Origin of the sequence: Paenibacillus sp. FSL H7-0756, from assembly GCF_038006765.1 — a bacterium.
Taxonomy (GTDB): domain Bacteria; phylum Bacillota; class Bacilli; order Paenibacillales; family Paenibacillaceae; genus Paenibacillus_AQ.
In genome coordinates, this window is the sequence record NZ_JBBOVT010000001.1 from 2,806,928 (window position 1) to 2,822,575 (window position 15,648).

General features: G+C 52.4%; 18 protein-coding genes. 17 read left to right on the plus strand and 1 reads right to left on the minus strand.

The features are described 5' to 3' along the window. Positions 1–62 precede the first annotated feature (62 nt). The 15 genes from murA to NST04_RS12440 all read left to right on the plus strand — a co-directional run bounded on the left by murA (position 63) and on the right by NST04_RS12440 (position 13,062). Positions 63–1,346 (plus strand): UDP-N-acetylglucosamine 1-carboxyvinyltransferase, encoded by a 1,284-nt coding sequence (murA, locus tag NST04_RS12370; protein WP_341184465.1) that lies wholly within the window; start codon positions 63–65, stop codon positions 1,344–1,346. A gap of 65 nt (positions 1,347–1,411) precedes the next feature. Next, positions 1,412–2,176: a cell division protein FtsQ/DivIB gene (locus tag NST04_RS12375; protein WP_341184466.1), complete on the plus strand. Its 765-nt coding sequence runs from the start codon at positions 1,412–1,414 to the stop codon at positions 2,174–2,176. A gap of 326 nt (positions 2,177–2,502) precedes the next feature. Further along, the gene (ftsA, locus tag NST04_RS12380) at positions 2,503–3,765 is read left to right on the plus strand and encodes a cell division protein FtsA (protein WP_036690197.1); all 1,263 of its coding nucleotides are present in this window, start codon (positions 2,503–2,505) and stop codon (positions 3,763–3,765) included. Between the two features lie 63 nt (positions 3,766–3,828). After that, on the plus strand, positions 3,829–4,947 hold the full coding sequence (gene ftsZ, locus NST04_RS12385) for a cell division protein FtsZ (RefSeq protein WP_036690196.1): 1,119 nt from the start codon (positions 3,829–3,831) through the stop codon (positions 4,945–4,947). A gap of 126 nt (positions 4,948–5,073) precedes the next feature. Beyond that, positions 5,074–5,925 (plus strand): Rpn family recombination-promoting nuclease/putative transposase, encoded by an 852-nt coding sequence (locus tag NST04_RS12390; protein ID WP_341184467.1) that lies wholly within the window; start codon positions 5,074–5,076, stop codon positions 5,923–5,925. A gap of 216 nt (positions 5,926–6,141) precedes the next feature. Further along, complete coding sequence (gene spoIIGA, locus NST04_RS12395) at positions 6,142–7,098, plus strand: sigma-E processing peptidase SpoIIGA (RefSeq protein ID WP_341184468.1); 957 nt, start codon at positions 6,142–6,144, stop codon at positions 7,096–7,098. 19 nt (positions 7,099–7,117) lie between these two features. Further along, entirely contained in the window at positions 7,118–7,840 is a 723-nt protein-coding gene (gene sigE, locus NST04_RS12400) for an RNA polymerase sporulation sigma factor SigE (RefSeq protein ID WP_341185231.1), read from the plus strand. 78 nt (positions 7,841–7,918) lie between these two features. Further along, positions 7,919–8,701: an RNA polymerase sporulation sigma factor SigG gene (gene sigG, locus NST04_RS12405; RefSeq protein WP_036690188.1), complete on the plus strand. Its 783-nt coding sequence runs from the start codon at positions 7,919–7,921 to the stop codon at positions 8,699–8,701. Between the two features lie 165 nt (positions 8,702–8,866). Then, the gene (locus NST04_RS12410; protein WP_341184469.1) at positions 8,867–9,211 is read left to right on the plus strand and encodes a YlmC/YmxH family sporulation protein; all 345 of its coding nucleotides are present in this window, start codon (positions 8,867–8,869) and stop codon (positions 9,209–9,211) included. A 168-nt stretch (positions 9,212–9,379) separates the two neighbouring features. Then, the gene (pgeF, locus tag NST04_RS12415; protein ID WP_341184470.1) at positions 9,380–10,237 is read left to right on the plus strand and encodes a peptidoglycan editing factor PgeF; all 858 of its coding nucleotides are present in this window, start codon (positions 9,380–9,382) and stop codon (positions 10,235–10,237) included. A gap of 4 nt (positions 10,238–10,241) precedes the next feature. Further along, a complete protein-coding gene (locus tag NST04_RS12420; protein ID WP_341184471.1) occupies positions 10,242–10,937 on the plus strand; it encodes a YggS family pyridoxal phosphate-dependent enzyme in 696 nt (231 codons plus the stop codon). Beyond that, a complete protein-coding gene (locus tag NST04_RS12425) occupies positions 10,937–11,380 on the plus strand; it encodes a cell division protein SepF (RefSeq protein ID WP_341184472.1) in 444 nt (147 codons plus the stop codon). Before NST04_RS12420 ends, NST04_RS12425 begins: the two co-directional genes overlap by 1 nt. A gap of 7 nt (positions 11,381–11,387) precedes the next feature. Beyond that, a complete protein-coding gene (locus tag NST04_RS12430) occupies positions 11,388–11,657 on the plus strand; it encodes a YggT family protein (RefSeq protein ID WP_036724260.1) in 270 nt (89 codons plus the stop codon). Between the two features lie 5 nt (positions 11,658–11,662). Continuing rightward, positions 11,663–12,445 carry a YlmH family RNA-binding protein gene (locus tag NST04_RS12435; RefSeq protein ID WP_341184473.1) on the plus strand — a complete coding sequence of 261 codons (783 nt, stop codon included), beginning with the start codon at positions 11,663–11,665 and terminating at the stop codon, positions 12,443–12,445. A gap of 131 nt (positions 12,446–12,576) precedes the next feature. Next, positions 12,577–13,062, plus strand: a complete 486-nt coding sequence (locus NST04_RS12440; protein WP_036690176.1) for a DivIVA domain-containing protein — start codon at positions 12,577–12,579, stop codon at positions 13,060–13,062. Between the two features lie 100 nt (positions 13,063–13,162). Here the strand turns inward: NST04_RS12440 and NST04_RS12445 are convergent, their stop codons facing one another. After that, on the minus strand, positions 13,163–13,627 hold the full coding sequence (locus NST04_RS12445) for a hypothetical protein (protein WP_341184474.1): 465 nt from the start codon (positions 13,625–13,627) through the stop codon (positions 13,163–13,165). A 204-nt stretch (positions 13,628–13,831) separates the two neighbouring features. On the opposite strand from NST04_RS12445, the gene NST04_RS12450 reads away from it, so the two are divergent. After that, a complete protein-coding gene (locus tag NST04_RS12450) occupies positions 13,832–14,689 on the plus strand; it encodes a CgeB family protein (RefSeq protein WP_341184475.1) in 858 nt (285 codons plus the stop codon). A gap of 179 nt (positions 14,690–14,868) precedes the next feature. Further along, the gene (locus NST04_RS12455; protein ID WP_341184476.1) at positions 14,869–15,645 is read left to right on the plus strand and encodes a glycosyltransferase family 2 protein; all 777 of its coding nucleotides are present in this window, start codon (positions 14,869–14,871) and stop codon (positions 15,643–15,645) included. Positions 15,646–15,648 lie beyond the last annotated feature (3 nt).

Genomic DNA, 15,648 nt, shown 5'->3' on the forward strand with positions numbered 1-15,648 from the left:
CGCAGGACAGCGGGGCCAGGAAGTGCTTACGGTGGGTGAGCGGTAATCTCGGAGGTGATACATTGGACAAATTGGTGATTGAGGGTGGAACCCCCCTGTCAGGCACCATACGTATCCATGGAGCAAAGAATGCGGCACTGCCGATTCTGGCAGCCAGCCTGCTGGCCGAAGGAGTTCACTCACTGCATAATGTGCCGAAGCTGCTGGACATCGAAACGATGCTGCATATTCTGCAGCGGCTGGGCTGCAGGACAGTGCATGAAGAGGAGACGGTTACCGTCGATACATCCTTTCTCCTGACCTCTCATGTTCCGGAGGACTTGATGCGGCAGATGAGATCCTCCATATTCCTGATGGGCCCGCTTTTGGCCAAGTTCGGGGAAGTGACGATCTATCAGCCGGGAGGCTGTGCTATCGGTGAGCGCAAGATCGACCTCCACCTGCAGGGCCTCAAGCTGCTCGGGGCAGAGATTGAGGAGACGGGCGGCCGGATCTGCTGCCGGGCTGCCAGCTTGAGAGGCTGTGATATTCATCTGGATTATCCGAGCGTGGGTGCCACGGAGAATATCATGATGGCCGCCGCCATGGCCGAGGGCACGACTACTATCTCCGGGGCAGCGAGAGAGCCGGAAATCCAGGATTTGCAGAACTTCCTCAATGCGATGGGGGCACAAATTATCGGCGCAGGGACCGATACGATCACCATTCAGGGTGTCCGCAAGCTCCATGCCTGCAGCTATGAGGTGATCCCCGACCGGATTGTTGCCGGAACTGTGATGATTGCCGCTGCCGCCACGCGGGGAAATGTCACGCTGACCCACACCAATGCAGGACATTTGACCTCCCTGATCCACATCCTGAGGCGCGCCGGTGTTCAAATTACAGTGTGCAATGATATAATTAATATCAGCTGTATGGGACGCCCCCGTGCGGTTGATCGTATTGTTACCTCTCCGTATCCGTCTTTTCCTACGGACCTGCAATCCCAGGTTATGGTTCTATTGTCCCTGGCGGACGGATTCAGTGTAATCAAGGAGACGGTTTTCGAGGGGCGCTTCAAGCATGTGGAGGAGATGGCCCGGATGGGAGCCGATATCTCTATTGACTTGAGCAGGGCCTTCATACGCGGCGTTCAGCGGTTGTATGGAGCCACGGTTGAGGCCACTGACCTGCGGGCCGGAGCTGCCCTTGTAATCGCCGGACTGGCTGCTCAGGGAACAACTGTTGTAGAGCAGGCGCATCATATTGACCGGGGATATGACGGCATCGAATTACTGTTTCAAAAGCTGGGCGCGCGCATTAGCCGCAAGGTGCCGGTGCCTGACCCGCTGGATCTGGCCAATTAAAGCTCCCTGTCTCCTTCGGCGAAGCCGTGAGGAAGGAGACAGGGCCTTATTACGGAGATATGAGAATGCCAAAAACGCGAATACCTCTTTTGAAAGAGGACAAGCCTAGCAAGAGAAAAAACCGTAAAATTATTATCATTCTGGCACTGCTGTTTACTGCGCTGCTGGCTGTAATCTTCTTCCGTTCATCGATCAGCAAGATTACAGCCATTGAGATGCAGGGGGATAAATATACGTCCCGTGAGCAGCTGCTGGCAGCAAGCGGCCTGAAGATCGGAGGACAGTTCTTCGCCGTCTCTGGAGATTCCGTGGGGAAGGCGCTGGAGGAGCTGAATACAGTTCAGGAGGCGCAGGTCAGCAAGAAGTTCCCCGGTGTGGTTACGATCATTGTGAAGGAGTACCCGGCGGTTGCTTATGAACTGGACCAGACAGGCGTGCTGGAAGCCATTCTGTCAAGCGGGGCCGCCGTCTCTGTGACGGATACCGGAATTGCTGTAGAGAAGCCGATATTGACTAACTGGAAGGCTGACGATCCTTACAAGACCAAGCTATGCCAGGCGCTGGCCGGAATTCCGAACGAGCTGACCAGTGATATATCCGAGATTGTACCTTCCCCGACGCTGTCATTTCCGGACCGGATCAAGCTCTACACACGTTCACGCTTTGAGGTCATAACTGCCATTTCATTGCTGAAGGATAAAGTAGGCTATTTGAATCAGGTGATTCAGACGGAGGAGCCGGGACTGATCAAAATGCTGGAGGCGGATTCCTATGTTCCATTCCATACTGAAGCCGGGGACACCGGGGAAGACGCAGATGTACAAGAGTAAATAGTCCCTACTAATAGGGCGGAAAAAATGCTACAATCTGTTTTACGGGTAATAAGCAATATCCCTCTTTTTTCTGCGGATTTTTTGAGATGCAATCCAGGATATAGCTGCTGTTCTCTTGTTTTTATTCTTTGAATGTCAGGTGCTGATCCCGCTAAGCGGAGGGTGCCTGCCTGCACGTGAAGACCTTGTCATATTATTCCTCTCAAAAAATTTGTTGAAAAAAGAGGGAAAGGATTAGGGATGTTGAATATGTACAGAGATGTTTCCCGCGACCGGGATCAAAAGCTTGTTTACTATGATTATAACAGGAGGTGCCATAGGGCTTGAGCAACAATGACATCATTGTTAGTTTGGACATCGGTACATCCAAAGTTCGGGCAATAATCGGGGAAGTTACTAGTGGAACCTTCAATATTATTGGCGTTGGATCTGCGGATTCGGAAGGGATACGCAAGGGTGCGATTGTAGACATCGATCAGACTGTGCAATCGATCAGGAGTGCCGTAGAGCATGCGGAGCAAATGGTCGGTATTCAAATATCCGAGGTGTATGTCGGGATATCCGGCAACCATATCGGCCTGCAATCCAGCCACGGCGTAGTTGCCGTTCAGAATGAGGACCGTGAGATCGGCGAAGATGACATCGACCGCGTAATCAAGGCAGCGGAGGTTATTGCACTTCCGCCGGAACGCGAGGTCATTGATGTTGTCGCCAAGCAGTACATCGTCGACGGCCTTGAAGGCATTCAGGACCCGCGCGGAATGATCGGCGTCCGCCTGGAAGTGGAGGCTACGATCATCACCGGTGCCAAGACCCCCATACATAATCTGCTCCGCTGCGTGGAGAAATCAGGTCTGAAGGTTAAAGATCTTGTCCTTATGTCTCTCGGGGCTGGCGGATTAGCGCTCTCCAAAGATGAGAAATCAATGGGGGCTGTACTGGTGGATATCGGTGCCGGACAAGCCACGATAGCCGTATATGAAGAAGGTTCCCTTAGTGCAACCTCCACGATTCCGATCGGAGGAGAATTCATAACCAATGATATTGCGTACGGACTTCGGACACTTACCGACCAGGCCGAGAAGGTCAAGCTGAAATACGGCTGTGCCTGGATCGATGATGCCGCTTCGGAGGTCGTCTTCAAGGTCCTGCGTATCGGCAGCAATGTGGAGAAGGAATTCAACCAGGAGGATCTGGCAGCGATTATCGAGCCGAGAGTCCAGGAAATCTTCCACCTGATCCGTCAGGAAGTGAAGCGGCTTGGTTATACGGAGCTTCCGGGAGGTTATATACTTACGGGTGGTACAGTTTCGATGCCTGGGGTGCTTAAGGTAGCCCAGAACGAGCTGGCAGCCTCTGTACGGATCGCAGTGCCGGATTATATCGGAGTGCGTGACCCCGGCTTCACCGGCGGTGTAGGCATCCTTCATAATGTGGTACGCAACTACCGCGGACGCAGCAGCGGCGGAAGTGCCAACAAGAAGACCGTTAACCGCAGCAAGCAGAGCGCAGCGCCGGTCCAGGATTCTTCCAAGAAGCCGGGTCTGGTGGAACGACTAAAGAATATGTTTAGCGAGTTCATATAAGTGTAATCCAGATATACTTGGATTGGCCATCCAAGCACTACTCGAGGGGGAGATGGAAACAATATGTTGGAATTTGATTTTGAAATGGAGAGCTTGGCGCAAATAAAAGTCATCGGCGTCGGCGGCGGCGGAAGCAACGCTGTGAACCGGATGATTGAAAATGGCGTTCAGGGTGTTGAGTTCATCACGGTTAATACAGACGCCCAAGCGCTGCATATGGCCAAATCGGAGCATAAATTACAAATCGGGGATAAATTGACCCGCGGACTTGGCGCAGGAGCGAATCCTGAGGTCGGCAAGAAGGCGGCAGAGGAATCCCGCGATCTGATCTCGAATACGCTGAAGGGCGCAGACATGGTCTTCGTTACCGCAGGGATGGGCGGCGGTACCGGAACAGGCGCAGCGCCTGTCATTGCCGAAATCGCCAGAGAATGCGGAGCATTGACGGTAGGCGTCGTGACCCGCCCGTTCACTTTTGAAGGCAGAAAACGTGCCAACCAGGCAGAGCTTGGAATCGAAGCGCTCAAGGAAAAGGTTGATACGCTGATTGTGATTCCGAATGACCGCCTCCTGGAAATTGTGGATAAGAAAACTCCGATGCTGGAAGCGTTCCGTGAAGCGGACAATGTACTCCGGCAGGCGGTACAAGGCATCTCCGACCTTATTCAGGTTCCCGGCTTGATCAACCTTGACTTTGCCGATGTGAAGACGATTATGACGGAGCGCGGCTCAGCGCTTATGGGCATCGGGATTGCTACCGGCGAGAACCGGGCGTCTGAGGCGGCCCGCAAGGCGATTATGAGCCCGCTGCTTGAAACCTCCATCGAAGGAGCACGCGGCGTCATTATGAATATTACAGGCGGCTCTAACCTCTCCCTGTACGAAGTGAATGAAGCTGCAGAGATTGTTACCTCGGCTTCGGACCCTGAAGTGAATATGATCTTCGGTGCCATTATCGAAGAGAGCATGAAGGACGAGATCAAGGTTACTGTTATTGCGACAGGCTTTGAACACAAGCCTTCTCCAATAGCTCCTGTACGCCGTCCTGCGGCAAACAGCGAGCCGGCTGCTGATAATAAGAGCAAGAGTGAGAATCTTCGTCCGTTCGGGAATCAGACAAGCTCTGATCAGCTGGATATTCCGACCTTCCTGCGCAACCGGACACGCGGCAATAATGATTAAGAGCCATGAATAGCGATTAATAGGATAGACTGTTACGGAAGCACCGTATCACGCAGCTTTGAACTGCGGGGTATGGTGTTTTTTTGTTTTTCAGGCTGTATAATAACGATAACGGGAGACGATACCATGGAAATGCTGGACCCCCGGGTGGATTTTGTATTTAAGCGGATTTTTGCAAGCGAGGGCAACAAGGATGTACTGCTCGCTTTTCTGAACCAGATATTCTTGGATGCGGGCGATCTTCCGCTGGAGGAAGTGGTGCTGCTCAATCCATATACAGATAAGGATGATCCGCTGGATAAGCAGGCGATATTTGATATATGGGCCAAGACGGTGGACGGAAAGCTGATTAACATTGAGATGCAGCTGTTCAACAAATATGATATTGAGAAACGGACGCTGTATTATTGGAGCAAGCGTTATGCCGGGCAGCTTCAGGTCAGCGGGAAATATACCGAGCTTAAGAAATGCGTGACGATTAACATTCTGAATTACAAGGTGCTCCCTAATGAACATACACATAGTGTATTTCATTTGCGGGAGGACAGCAGCGGAGCGCGGCTGACAGACGATATCGAGATTCATTTCCTGGAGCTGCCCAAGCTGAACCAACCGGTTAAGCCCGGCGAAGGCGGCCTTGTGAACTGGCTGCTGTTCCTGAAAGGGATCAACTACTCTGAATGGGAGGTGCTGCAAATGAATGAGCCAGCCTTGAAGAAGGCGATGGAGACGCTGGAATTTCTGAGCCAGGATTCAGAAGCCCGCCGTAAATATGAGGACCGCCAGAAGGTTCTGATGGACGAAGCCTCACAGCGGGAAGGTGCGCTTAGAGAAGGCTTCGTCAAGGGGACTGCGGCGGGTGAACTGGAGGCCAAGCGGGTAATAGCAAAGAATCTCCTGACGATGGGAATGGATCGTGCTTCAGTGCAGAAAGCAACCGGACTCTCCGAAGAAGAGCTGAAATCTATCAATAACTAAATACGTTTCTCATGAAGCCAGCCGCTTAGGACTGGCTTTTGTGTTGTGCACTGATGTTCCTCTCAATGCCCATAAACCGACAAAAAAACTGCAAGAACGCCCCCCATGTTTAGACAGACTTTGGATACGGGAGTTTCTATACTAATCTTATCGTCTAAAAAGAGAGCCTGCACCGAGGCCTCCGGATAGATATCCGCTTGCAGGCAGGTGAGAGCGATGGTTGTCTATATTGACTTGATTTTTGCCGCCAATCTGCTGATCGACGGAGTCCTGCTGTGGCTGACAAGCTGGCTGGTGAAGCACAAGGTATCCTGGTGGCGCCTGACTCTCTCAGCGCTGGCGGGTGCACTCTATGTCGTCATGATGTTCGTACCGGAGCTGTCCTTTCTGTATACCTTTCTCATCAAATTCGGGTTATCGGTTTTGATGATCTGGATAGCCTTTGGATTTAGAAGTCTGCAAAGCTATCTTCGGGCATTTGGGGCGTTTTATATCATTAATTTTGCGGCGGCGGGAGGGATCATAGGCGTTCATTATCTGCTGCAAAGCTCTGGTGACCTCTGGAAGGGCATGATCTTCACCTCATCGGGAGGCCAAGCTTACCGGCTGAAGATCGGTTTCTGGTTCGTGCTTGCCCTGCTTCCGCTGGTGCTGCTGCTCTTCAAGCTGATCCAGTCCTCCCGCCGGCACAGAGAGCAGCTGGACTCCTATATCGGGGAAGTGACAGTGGAGATTGACGGAGTGTCGGTTACCTGTCCCGGACTGCTGGATACCGGGAACCGGCTCAGTGATCCGCTGACGAGGATTCCGGTCATGGTGATGGAAGCCTCGCTGTGGGAGGGCCATTTGCCGGCTTCCTGGAAAGGAAGGCTGACCCAGACGGGTGCAGATACACTTGTACTGGAAACGGACGGGCAGTCGTTCGCCTGGCAGGACAGAGTGCGGCTGGTGCCGTACAGGGGCGTCAACCGCGGGGCATCCTTCATGCTCGCGCTGAAGCCGGATAAGGTGAGTATAGTGCTTGGCGGTGATACCTTTTGCAGCACAAGGGTACTCATCGGGCTGGATGGCGGGACACTGTCGGGAGACGGCGCGTACCGGGCGGTCATACATCCTGACCTGACCCATAAAGAGAGTGCTCCAGAAGCGCCGGCTGACAAGGTGATGGGCTAAGTAACCTATAGGAGGAACAATAATGGTCAAATTCAAGCTTGTGCTGCAACTGCAGTATTACCGCATGCTGTTTCTGCTCGGTCTGAAGAGCCAGGAGATTTATTATATTGGGGGAAGTGAGGCGTTGCCGCCGCCGCTGACATGCGAGGAGGAGGAATTCCTGCTCCAGCGTCTCTCCAGCGGAGATGCGGCGGTCCGGGCTATGCTGATTGAGCGCAACCTGCGGCTGGTGGTTTACATCGCCCGGAAATTCGAGAACACCGGCATTAACATTGAGGATCTGGTGTCCATTGGTGCGATCGGACTGATTAAGGCGGTCAACACCTTTGATCCGGAGAAAAAAATCAAACTCGCTACCTACGCCTCACGCTGCATTGAGAATGAAATTCTGATGTATCTGCGGCGTAACAGCAAGACCAGAAGCGAGGTTTCTTTTGATGAACCGCTGAATATTGACTGGGACGGCAACGAGCTGCTGCTCTCGGATGTGCTGGGCACAGAGAACGATACGATCTACCGCAACATCGAGGAGCAGGTGGACCGCAAGCTTCTGCAGAAGGCGCTGGAGAAGCTCAGCGAGCGGGAACGGCTGATTATGGAGCTGCGGTTCGGGCTGCGGGGCGGCGAAGAAAAAACGCAAAAGGATGTGGCCGATCTGCTGGGCATCTCGCAATCCTATATTTCCCGCCTGGAGAAACGAATTATCAAGCGGCTGCGCAAGGAGTTCAACAAGATGGTGTAAGTGATGAAAGCTGAGGAATAAAATGCCGGACCGGGGAGATAATGTACAGTAATGTTTCTCCTTGGGAGGTTAATCATCATGACCCGAAATAAAGTCGAGATTTGCGGTGTGGACACCGCCAAGCTGCCTGTTCTCACGAACGTGGAAATGCGGGCATTGTTCACTTCGCTGCAGCAGCAGGGCGAGCGATCCGCCAGAGAGAAATTGGTAAATGGCAACCTCAGGCTTGTGCTAAGCGTGATTCAAAGGTTCAATAATCGTGGAGAGTTCGTGGATGATCTGTTTCAGGTAGGCTGCATCGGACTCATGAAAGCCATCGATAATTTCGATTTATCGCAAAATGTCAAGTTCTCCACCTATGCGGTGCCGATGATCATCGGAGAGATCCGCCGCTACTTGCGCGACAACAACCCGATCCGGGTATCCCGCTCCTTGCGCGACATTGCCTATAAGGCGCTGCAGGTGCGTGACAGCCTGACGAACCAGAATTCGCGGGAGCCGACGATCTTCGAAATATCCGAAGCGCTCGGCGTTCCGAAGGAGGATGTTGTCTTCGCGCTTGATGCGATCCAGGACCCGGTATCCCTGTTTGAGCCGATCTATCATGACGGCGGGGACCCGATCTATGTGATGGATCAGATCAGTGACGACAAGAACAAGGATGTCTCCTGGATTGAGGAGATTGCGCTCCGGGAGGCCATGCAGCGGCTGGGTCAGCGCGAGAAACGCATTCTGTCCATGCGCTTCTTCGAAGGCAAGACCCAGATGGAGGTCGCTGACGAGATTGGCATCTCACAGGCCCAGGTCTCGCGGCTTGAGAAATCAGCGATCCAGCAAATGCAAAAGCATGTAAAGTCTTGACCACAGTCTATAAATGAGCGGAGGATATTCCGGATGGCGGCACATCGCAGCCAGCGGGGTATCCTTTTATATGTCCGGGGTGATGAGACTCTGGAATACAGTCATGCGGCCAAGCCCTATGGACATATACTGAAGCTATAGGTCTGAACGTACAGGGGTGGCAGGATGATTGAGGAAACGTCAGCTTCGGGTAAAAAGATGAAAATCTCCGATTTCCAAACCAAAGATGTAATCAATATTGTTGACGGCAAACGGCTGGGCCAGATCAGCGACCTGGAGCTGGATTTGCGCAGAGGCGTCATTGACGCTGTGATCGTCCCGGGGTATACCCGGTTCATGGGGCTGTTCGGCGGCGGTGCCGATCTGGTCATTCCGTGGCGGAATATCGTGAAGATCGGTGCGGATGTCGTGCTCGTGAAGCTGGAGGAGCCCCGCATGATGCAGGGACAGGAGGACCGCGAGATGATGTACCTGGAACGGCCGGAACGCAGTGAACGGCGCACTTATTAATGGGGTGCGTCTTTTTTCTGCCGATATGGGTAAAGTCATAGGAGCAGGTTTGCAAGGAGGTTTTTCGGGGTCCCCGCAAAGTACCTGAATAGGCTTCGAAGCGTTACTTCACTTTGTGGGGAATATTTTGTGGGGCTGAGTGTGGTACACTTAAGCGGAGGTGAAGAGATGGAACCGTTTATGCAGAGTGGCGCAGCGCCAATGCTGCTGCATCTGGAGCCCTGGCGTGAGCCGTATACAAGCATTACAGCAGGCTTCACCGGCAGGGCAGGCGGCAGCGGCAAAGTCCCGTATGACAGCTTCAATTGTGCTTTTCATGTAGGCGATGATCCGGCGGATGTGCTGGCCAACCGCAGCCTGCTGGCTGCTAGTCTGGGTTTCCGGCTGGCTGACTGGACCTGCGGGGAACAGACCCATGGCAAAGAGATCGCCATCGTTACAGAACAGGAACGCGGCCGGGGCAGCCTGGACCGGGCCTCTGCCTTTCAGGCCACAGACGGGCTGCTGACGAATGTGCCCGGAGTGCTGTTGACTTCTTTTTATGCCGACTGTGTGCCGCTGTTCTTCCATGATCCGCTGAAGCAGGTGGTTGGGCTGGCGCATGCGGGCTGGAAGGGAACCGTGGCCCAAATCGCGGCAGCGATGGTGGATCGTATGGGACAGACGTACGGGAGCCGCCCGGAGGACATACAGGCTGCTATAGGGCCTTCTATTGGAGATTGCTGCTATGAGGTGGATGATTACGTCATGGACCCTGTCCGCCGGCTGGAGGCCGGGCTGAACCTGCCGGATGCGGCGGAAGGCGCGCAGGCTTTATATAGACCATCGGAGACGGACAGCAGCAAAATGCTGCTGAACTTGAAAGAATTGAACCAACGCATTATGATAAAAGCAGGAATATTGCCGACTCATATCGAATGTACAACTTGGTGTACAAGCTGTAACAGTGATCTGTTCTTTTCGTACCGGAAGGAAAACGGGGTCACTGGGAGAATGACGAGCTGGATCGGAATAAAGGAGAGTTGAAATTTTGGCCTCGCTACAAGAACGAATAGCCACTACCCGGGAACGTGTCGCACGGGCCTGCGCGGCCAGCGGCCGGGATGCCAGTGAAGTCAAGGTGATTGCGGTAACGAAATACGTATCACTGAATACGGTATCTGCTGTATTGGAAGCAGGGCTTGAGGAGATTGCCGAGAGCCGCTGGCAGGATGCGGAGCCGAAATGGAATGCGCTTGGACACAAGGGGATCTGGCACTTTATCGGGCATCTGCAGACGAACAAGGTGAAGGACGTTATCGGTAAATTTCAATATATTCACTCTCTGGACCGGCTGTCGCTGGCCAGGGAGCTGCATAAGAAGGCAGAAGCTGCCGGACTTGCTGTGAAGGTGTTCCTGCAGGTGAATATTTCGGGCGAGGATACCAAGTTCGGCCTGGCGCCGGAAGCGGTGGAGGACTTCCTGCGGGAGATCACTCCGCTTGACCGGGTGAAGGTCGTCGGCCTGATGACGATGGCCCCTCACGAGGAAGACCCCGAGGCGACCCGGCCGGTATTCCGCGGACTCCGCGAGCTGCGTGACCGCTTGAATCTGTTGGGTTTGACACCTGAGCCAATACAAGAGCTGTCGATGGGCATGTCGAATGACTTTGAAGTGGCGATACAGGAAGGAGCCACCCGGGTTCGTCTGGGAACGGTATTAGTAGGTCATGAGGAGGGAGAATGATGGGCGTGATGAACCGATTTATGAGTTTCTTGGGCTTGCAGGAGGAAGAGGAAGTTGTGGAACGGGAGCAAATCTCCCGTGATGAGGATGAATACGAACCCGCCCCTGTAGAAACACGCAAGAATCAGAGGGCCAACGTCGTCAGCATTCATTCCCAAAAAAATGTGAAGGTTGTGCTCTACGAGCCGCGCTCGTATGACGAGGCGCAGGAGATTGCCGACCATTTGCGTTCACACCGCACGGTAGTAATTAACCTGCAACGGGTGCGCAATGACCAGGCGATGCGGATTATCGATTTTCTCAGCGGAACTGTTTATGCTCTGGGTGGAGGAATATCCAAAATTGGGGGCAATATATTTATGTGCACACCGGACACCGTGGAGATCCAAGGCTCCATTACCGAGATCCTGGGTGACGAGCAAGACTACAACCGAATGAGGTGAGCAGGGTTTGAATGAAATATCTTCAATTATAGACATCCTATTTCAGATTTACTATTACATGATCCTCGTATACATTCTGATGTCCTGGTTGCCGAATCTGCGTGAGAATTTTATCGGCGAGCTGCTGGGCAAGCTGGTGGAGCCGTATCTGGCACCGTTCCGGAGGATTATCCCTCCATTGTTTGGCACGCTGGATATCTCCCCGATTGTCGCGATTATCATGCTGCGCTTTGCCGCAGTCGGTCTGCACTCTATCGTAGCCTCGGTCTTCGGCTGAGTCCGATGAAGAATGAAATCTACGGGCATTTCCACCCGGATGAACGGCCGTTTGTGGACAAGGCCTGGGAGTGGGTCTCGAATGCCGGGGAGTATCATGAGACGAAGCTGACCGAATTTCTGGACCCCCGTCAGTGCTATATTCTGCAAAGTCTGGTGAACCGCCACCCTGATGTGATTGTGCGCTGGGAGGGCGGTTCTTCGGATGCCGAGCGGAAGCGGGCAATGCTGGCTCCGGATTATCGTGACCTTACGGATGAGGATATGGAACTAAGCGTGCTGGCGATCACCTCAGGTGAACAGAAATTTCTATCGCTGGAACATGGGGATTATATGGGAGCAATCCTGGGACTAGGTATCAAAAGAGGCAAGATCGGCGATATTCATGTGCTGGAAGACGGCTGCCACGTAGTGGTGGCTGCTGACATCGCGGATTATCTGTCCATTCATTTGACCGGTGTCCATCGGGTTAACGTCAGTACGGAGATCCTGCCGTTATCCGGCCTGCGCAGCAGTGAAGCGAAGCTGGAGGCAATGGAGTTCACGGTGGCATCCCTGCGGCTTGACGGGATTGCAGCGGATGTCACGCGGCTGAGCCGGAGCAAGATTCTGGCCCCGATCAAGGCCGGGCGCGTCCGGGTGAACTGGAAGGTCGAGGAAGATCCGTCCTGTCCGCTGAAGGACGGGGACATGGTCTCGATCCAGGGCTTCGGACGGTTCAAGGTGCTGGAGATCGGCAGCTTGACGAAGAAGGGCCGTTACCGGATTTTGGTAGGCAAATTTGTCTGAAGTCTTTGCAGGATTACAGCTGTGCTTGTCGAAATTGATAATCTCAGGGAAATATGGACACTTAGCAGGCCGTGCGCCGGTAATTGTCTTTCATCTATAATCTTCACCGAAATTTCTAGGAGGTGCACAGCATGCCATTAACACCGCTCGACATACATAACAAGGAATTCTCCCGGAGAATCCGCGGTTATGACGAAGATGAGGTCAATGAATTTCTGGATCAGGTGATTAAGGATTACGAGAGCGTGATCCGGGAGAATAAGGAACTGCACAACCAGTTGTTAACCCTTCAGGAACGCCTGGATCATTTCGTCAATATTGAAGAGAGTCTGTCCAAGACCATTCTTGTAGCCCAGGAGGCTGCGGATGATGTCAAGAATAACTCCAAGAAGGAATCCCAGCTGATCCTCAAGGAAGCAGAGAAGAACGCCGACCGGATTATCAATGAAGCGTTGTCCAAATCCCGCAAGGTGGCGATTGAGACCGAGGAGCTGCGCAAGCAGGCTTCGATCTACCGAACCCGGTTCCGGACACTGCTGGAAGCCCAGCTGGAACTGCTGTCCCAGGATGACTGGAATGCGCTGGAGAGCCGTGAGGTTAGCGAGAACGCGCTCTGAGCCTAAGATGACGGTTAGCTTGTACCCTTTATCAATACACAAAAACTCCTTAGCAGCAGGTCAATCAAGACCTCTGATAAGGAGTTTTTTTGCGTGTATTCTACACGGGAACGATCACTTTTCCTGTAATATGGATAGGGCCACTCAGATTAATTTCGCCTTGAAGATCCTCCAGGTTGGAGGCAAAGACTTGAAACGCATAATAGCCTTCAGGAAGATCGGTAAGGATGGTCTGGAACATGGTCGTCATTCGAACCGTCTCATCTTCATCCGCCGGAATGGCGGATTGTTCAGCACTGCCTACGAGGATTCCATCCACAAGTAATTCAAGCAGGATAGTGGGCTGAACGGGCGGTGTAGCAAACACGTTCGTAACCAACCAGCCAACCGTTGTAGTGAGCTCAACGTAATTGCTTGGAGCAGAAGGAACAGCCATACCGAATTCTAAAATCAGGCGTTGGGTCCCGTCGATTGGTATGGTAGGTCCAAATGATAGATTGCTACTGACACTCCGGGCAAATTCTACTAGGGTATGCGGCATTTTTTCACCTCCATATTCTGGCATAGTTCCATCCTATGTTTGGAGTGAATATTATGTTAGAGACAACATCCTATGGACTGGAAAAATATCGGACTTATGGTGGTGATAGCTATGAATATCCTATTTATAACCTCAGGTTTTCAGGGTGTCTATTCTTTCTTTGAACAGCGTATAGCAGAGACTTTGCAGAAGGAGGGGCATCATTGCAGAGCTTTACAGCCTGGCAGTGTGTTGAATGAATTGAAGCTTAAACAGCATTTATGGCAGCCGGAGCTGATTCTGCTTATGGCCGGTCTGAAGATTCCGGAGCCTGTGCTGCAGTGCATCAGACAATCCGGGGTGAAGTCGGCAGTGTGGATGACAGAGGACCCTTATTACATGGATTGGACGGCTCCGCTGATTGGTTATTTTGATTATATTTTCACCATTGACCTGGCTGCAGCAGAGCATTATCGGGCTTTGGGGCATCCCCGGGTCTCTCATCTGCCGCTGGGTACAGACCCTAATCTGTTTCACCCTGCTGATGTATCCGAGGAGTATAGAAGTGATATCTGCTTAGTAGGCGTGCCTTACAGTAACCGGATTGAGCTTATAGAGGCCTTACTTGCAGGCACAGCCTATCGCATCCAACTGGTGGGGCGGGGGTGGGGGCGGTACTATCATGAATGGAAGCATGGCGCTAAGCGCAATGTGGAGCTGGTGAATGCCTGGGTCCCGCCGGAGACGGCTGCGAGTTACTACAACGGGGCGAAGATTGTGCTGAATATTCACCGCCCTTCGGCTGAGAAGTACAACCGTAACCGGGCAGGGATTATCGCCACAAGCATCAACAACCGTACCTTTGATGCGGCCAGCTGTGAAGCGTTTCAGCTTACCGATTATAAAAGCGGGCTCCGCCATCAGTTTGACGAGGCCACTCAGGTGGTTTCTTATCAGGATAAGCATGATTTGCTGCAGAAGGTTCATTACTACATGGTCCATGACGATGAGCGCAAACGGATCGCTGAAGCAGCGAGGCAGCAGGTGCTGGCAGCCCATACCTTTGAACACCGGATACATGATTTGTTAAGGAACGTGCAAGCCTGATAGACGGATTCACCGGACCTGATAGACGCTCCGCAGTTAATCTGCCGGGCGTTTATTCAGGTTTGCCCATAGACTAAGTCCGCTATTCTGTCCTCCATTTGAAAATTTAGTCTTCTAACCTATACCGTTTCGAAGAAGGATACATATGATAGCAAGTAAACAGCGAGGGAGGTATTCGATTGCCAAAAGTAACGATCGTCATGACCAGCTACAATAAGGCCGCATATGTCGCAAAGTCCATTGAATCCATTCTCAATCAGACGCTCACAGACTTTGAATTCTACCTGATGGATGATAACTCGAATGAAGAAACTCTGAAAGTGATTGAGCCCTATCTCAAGGATAAGAGAATAAAATTCTTCAGAAGCGATACGGAAACCCTGCAGCAGAGAGTGGAAAAGGTCAGATACTCCGCGCTGATCAATCAAGCCCTCGCTCAAGCACAGGGGGAGTATATTTCCTATGCCACCGATGATAACCGTTACAGAAATACTAGACTTGAGCATATGGTGGACTATCTGGAGGAGAATCCCGAAGTCATGATTGCCTACTCTGCATCGCTGGTCAACTACTTGAATGAACAGGATGAAGTGACCCGCAGCCAGCTAAGACCCGCCAAAAAAATTGTTTCGGTGGCCCCTTGCGTCATCGATCATTGCTCCATCCTGCACAGAAGCTCCATTCTTCCGGTCATTCATGACAAGTTCGGGTCTTACTGGGATGAGAATCCGGAGTTCTATCGAATAGGTGACGGCAGGTTCTTCTGGCGTTTGAACCAATTCTGGGACTTCCACCCTGTAGATGAGGTTCTGGATGATAACTATATCACCGAGCTGTCGATTCACTATCAATTGCAGCATCAGGAGAAGAGCCAGTTCATTCAGATGCTTCCTCCGCAGCGGACCTGCAAGGAGCTTAGGGAAGAGCTAAAGTTCATCCAGCAGCAAAAGAAATAAAAT

Coding starts and splice junctions, on each gene's coding strand:
- NST04_RS12375 (WP_341184466.1), top strand. CDS start 1,412: ATGCCAAAAACGCGAATACCTCTTTTGAAAGAGGACAAGCCTAGCAAG.
- ftsZ (WP_036690196.1), top strand. CDS start 3,829: ATGTTGGAATTTGATTTTGAAATGGAGAGCTTGGCGCAAATAAAAGTC.
- NST04_RS12390 (WP_341184467.1), top strand. CDS start 5,074: ATGGAAATGCTGGACCCCCGGGTGGATTTTGTATTTAAGCGGATTTTT.
- spoIIGA (WP_341184468.1), top strand. CDS start 6,142: ATGGTTGTCTATATTGACTTGATTTTTGCCGCCAATCTGCTGATCGAC.
- sigG (WP_036690188.1), top strand. CDS start 7,919: ATGACCCGAAATAAAGTCGAGATTTGCGGTGTGGACACCGCCAAGCTG.
- NST04_RS12410 (WP_341184469.1), top strand. CDS start 8,867: ATGATTGAGGAAACGTCAGCTTCGGGTAAAAAGATGAAAATCTCCGAT.
- pgeF (WP_341184470.1), top strand. CDS start 9,380: ATGGAACCGTTTATGCAGAGTGGCGCAGCGCCAATGCTGCTGCATCTG.
- NST04_RS12425 (WP_341184472.1), top strand. CDS start 10,937: ATGGGCGTGATGAACCGATTTATGAGTTTCTTGGGCTTGCAGGAGGAA.
- NST04_RS12435 (WP_341184473.1), top strand. CDS start 11,663: ATGAAGAATGAAATCTACGGGCATTTCCACCCGGATGAACGGCCGTTT.
- NST04_RS12440 (WP_036690176.1), top strand. CDS start 12,577: ATGCCATTAACACCGCTCGACATACATAACAAGGAATTCTCCCGGAGA.
- NST04_RS12445 (WP_341184474.1), bottom strand. CDS start 13,627: ATGCCAGAATATGGAGGTGAAAAAATGCCGCATACCCTAGTAGAATTT.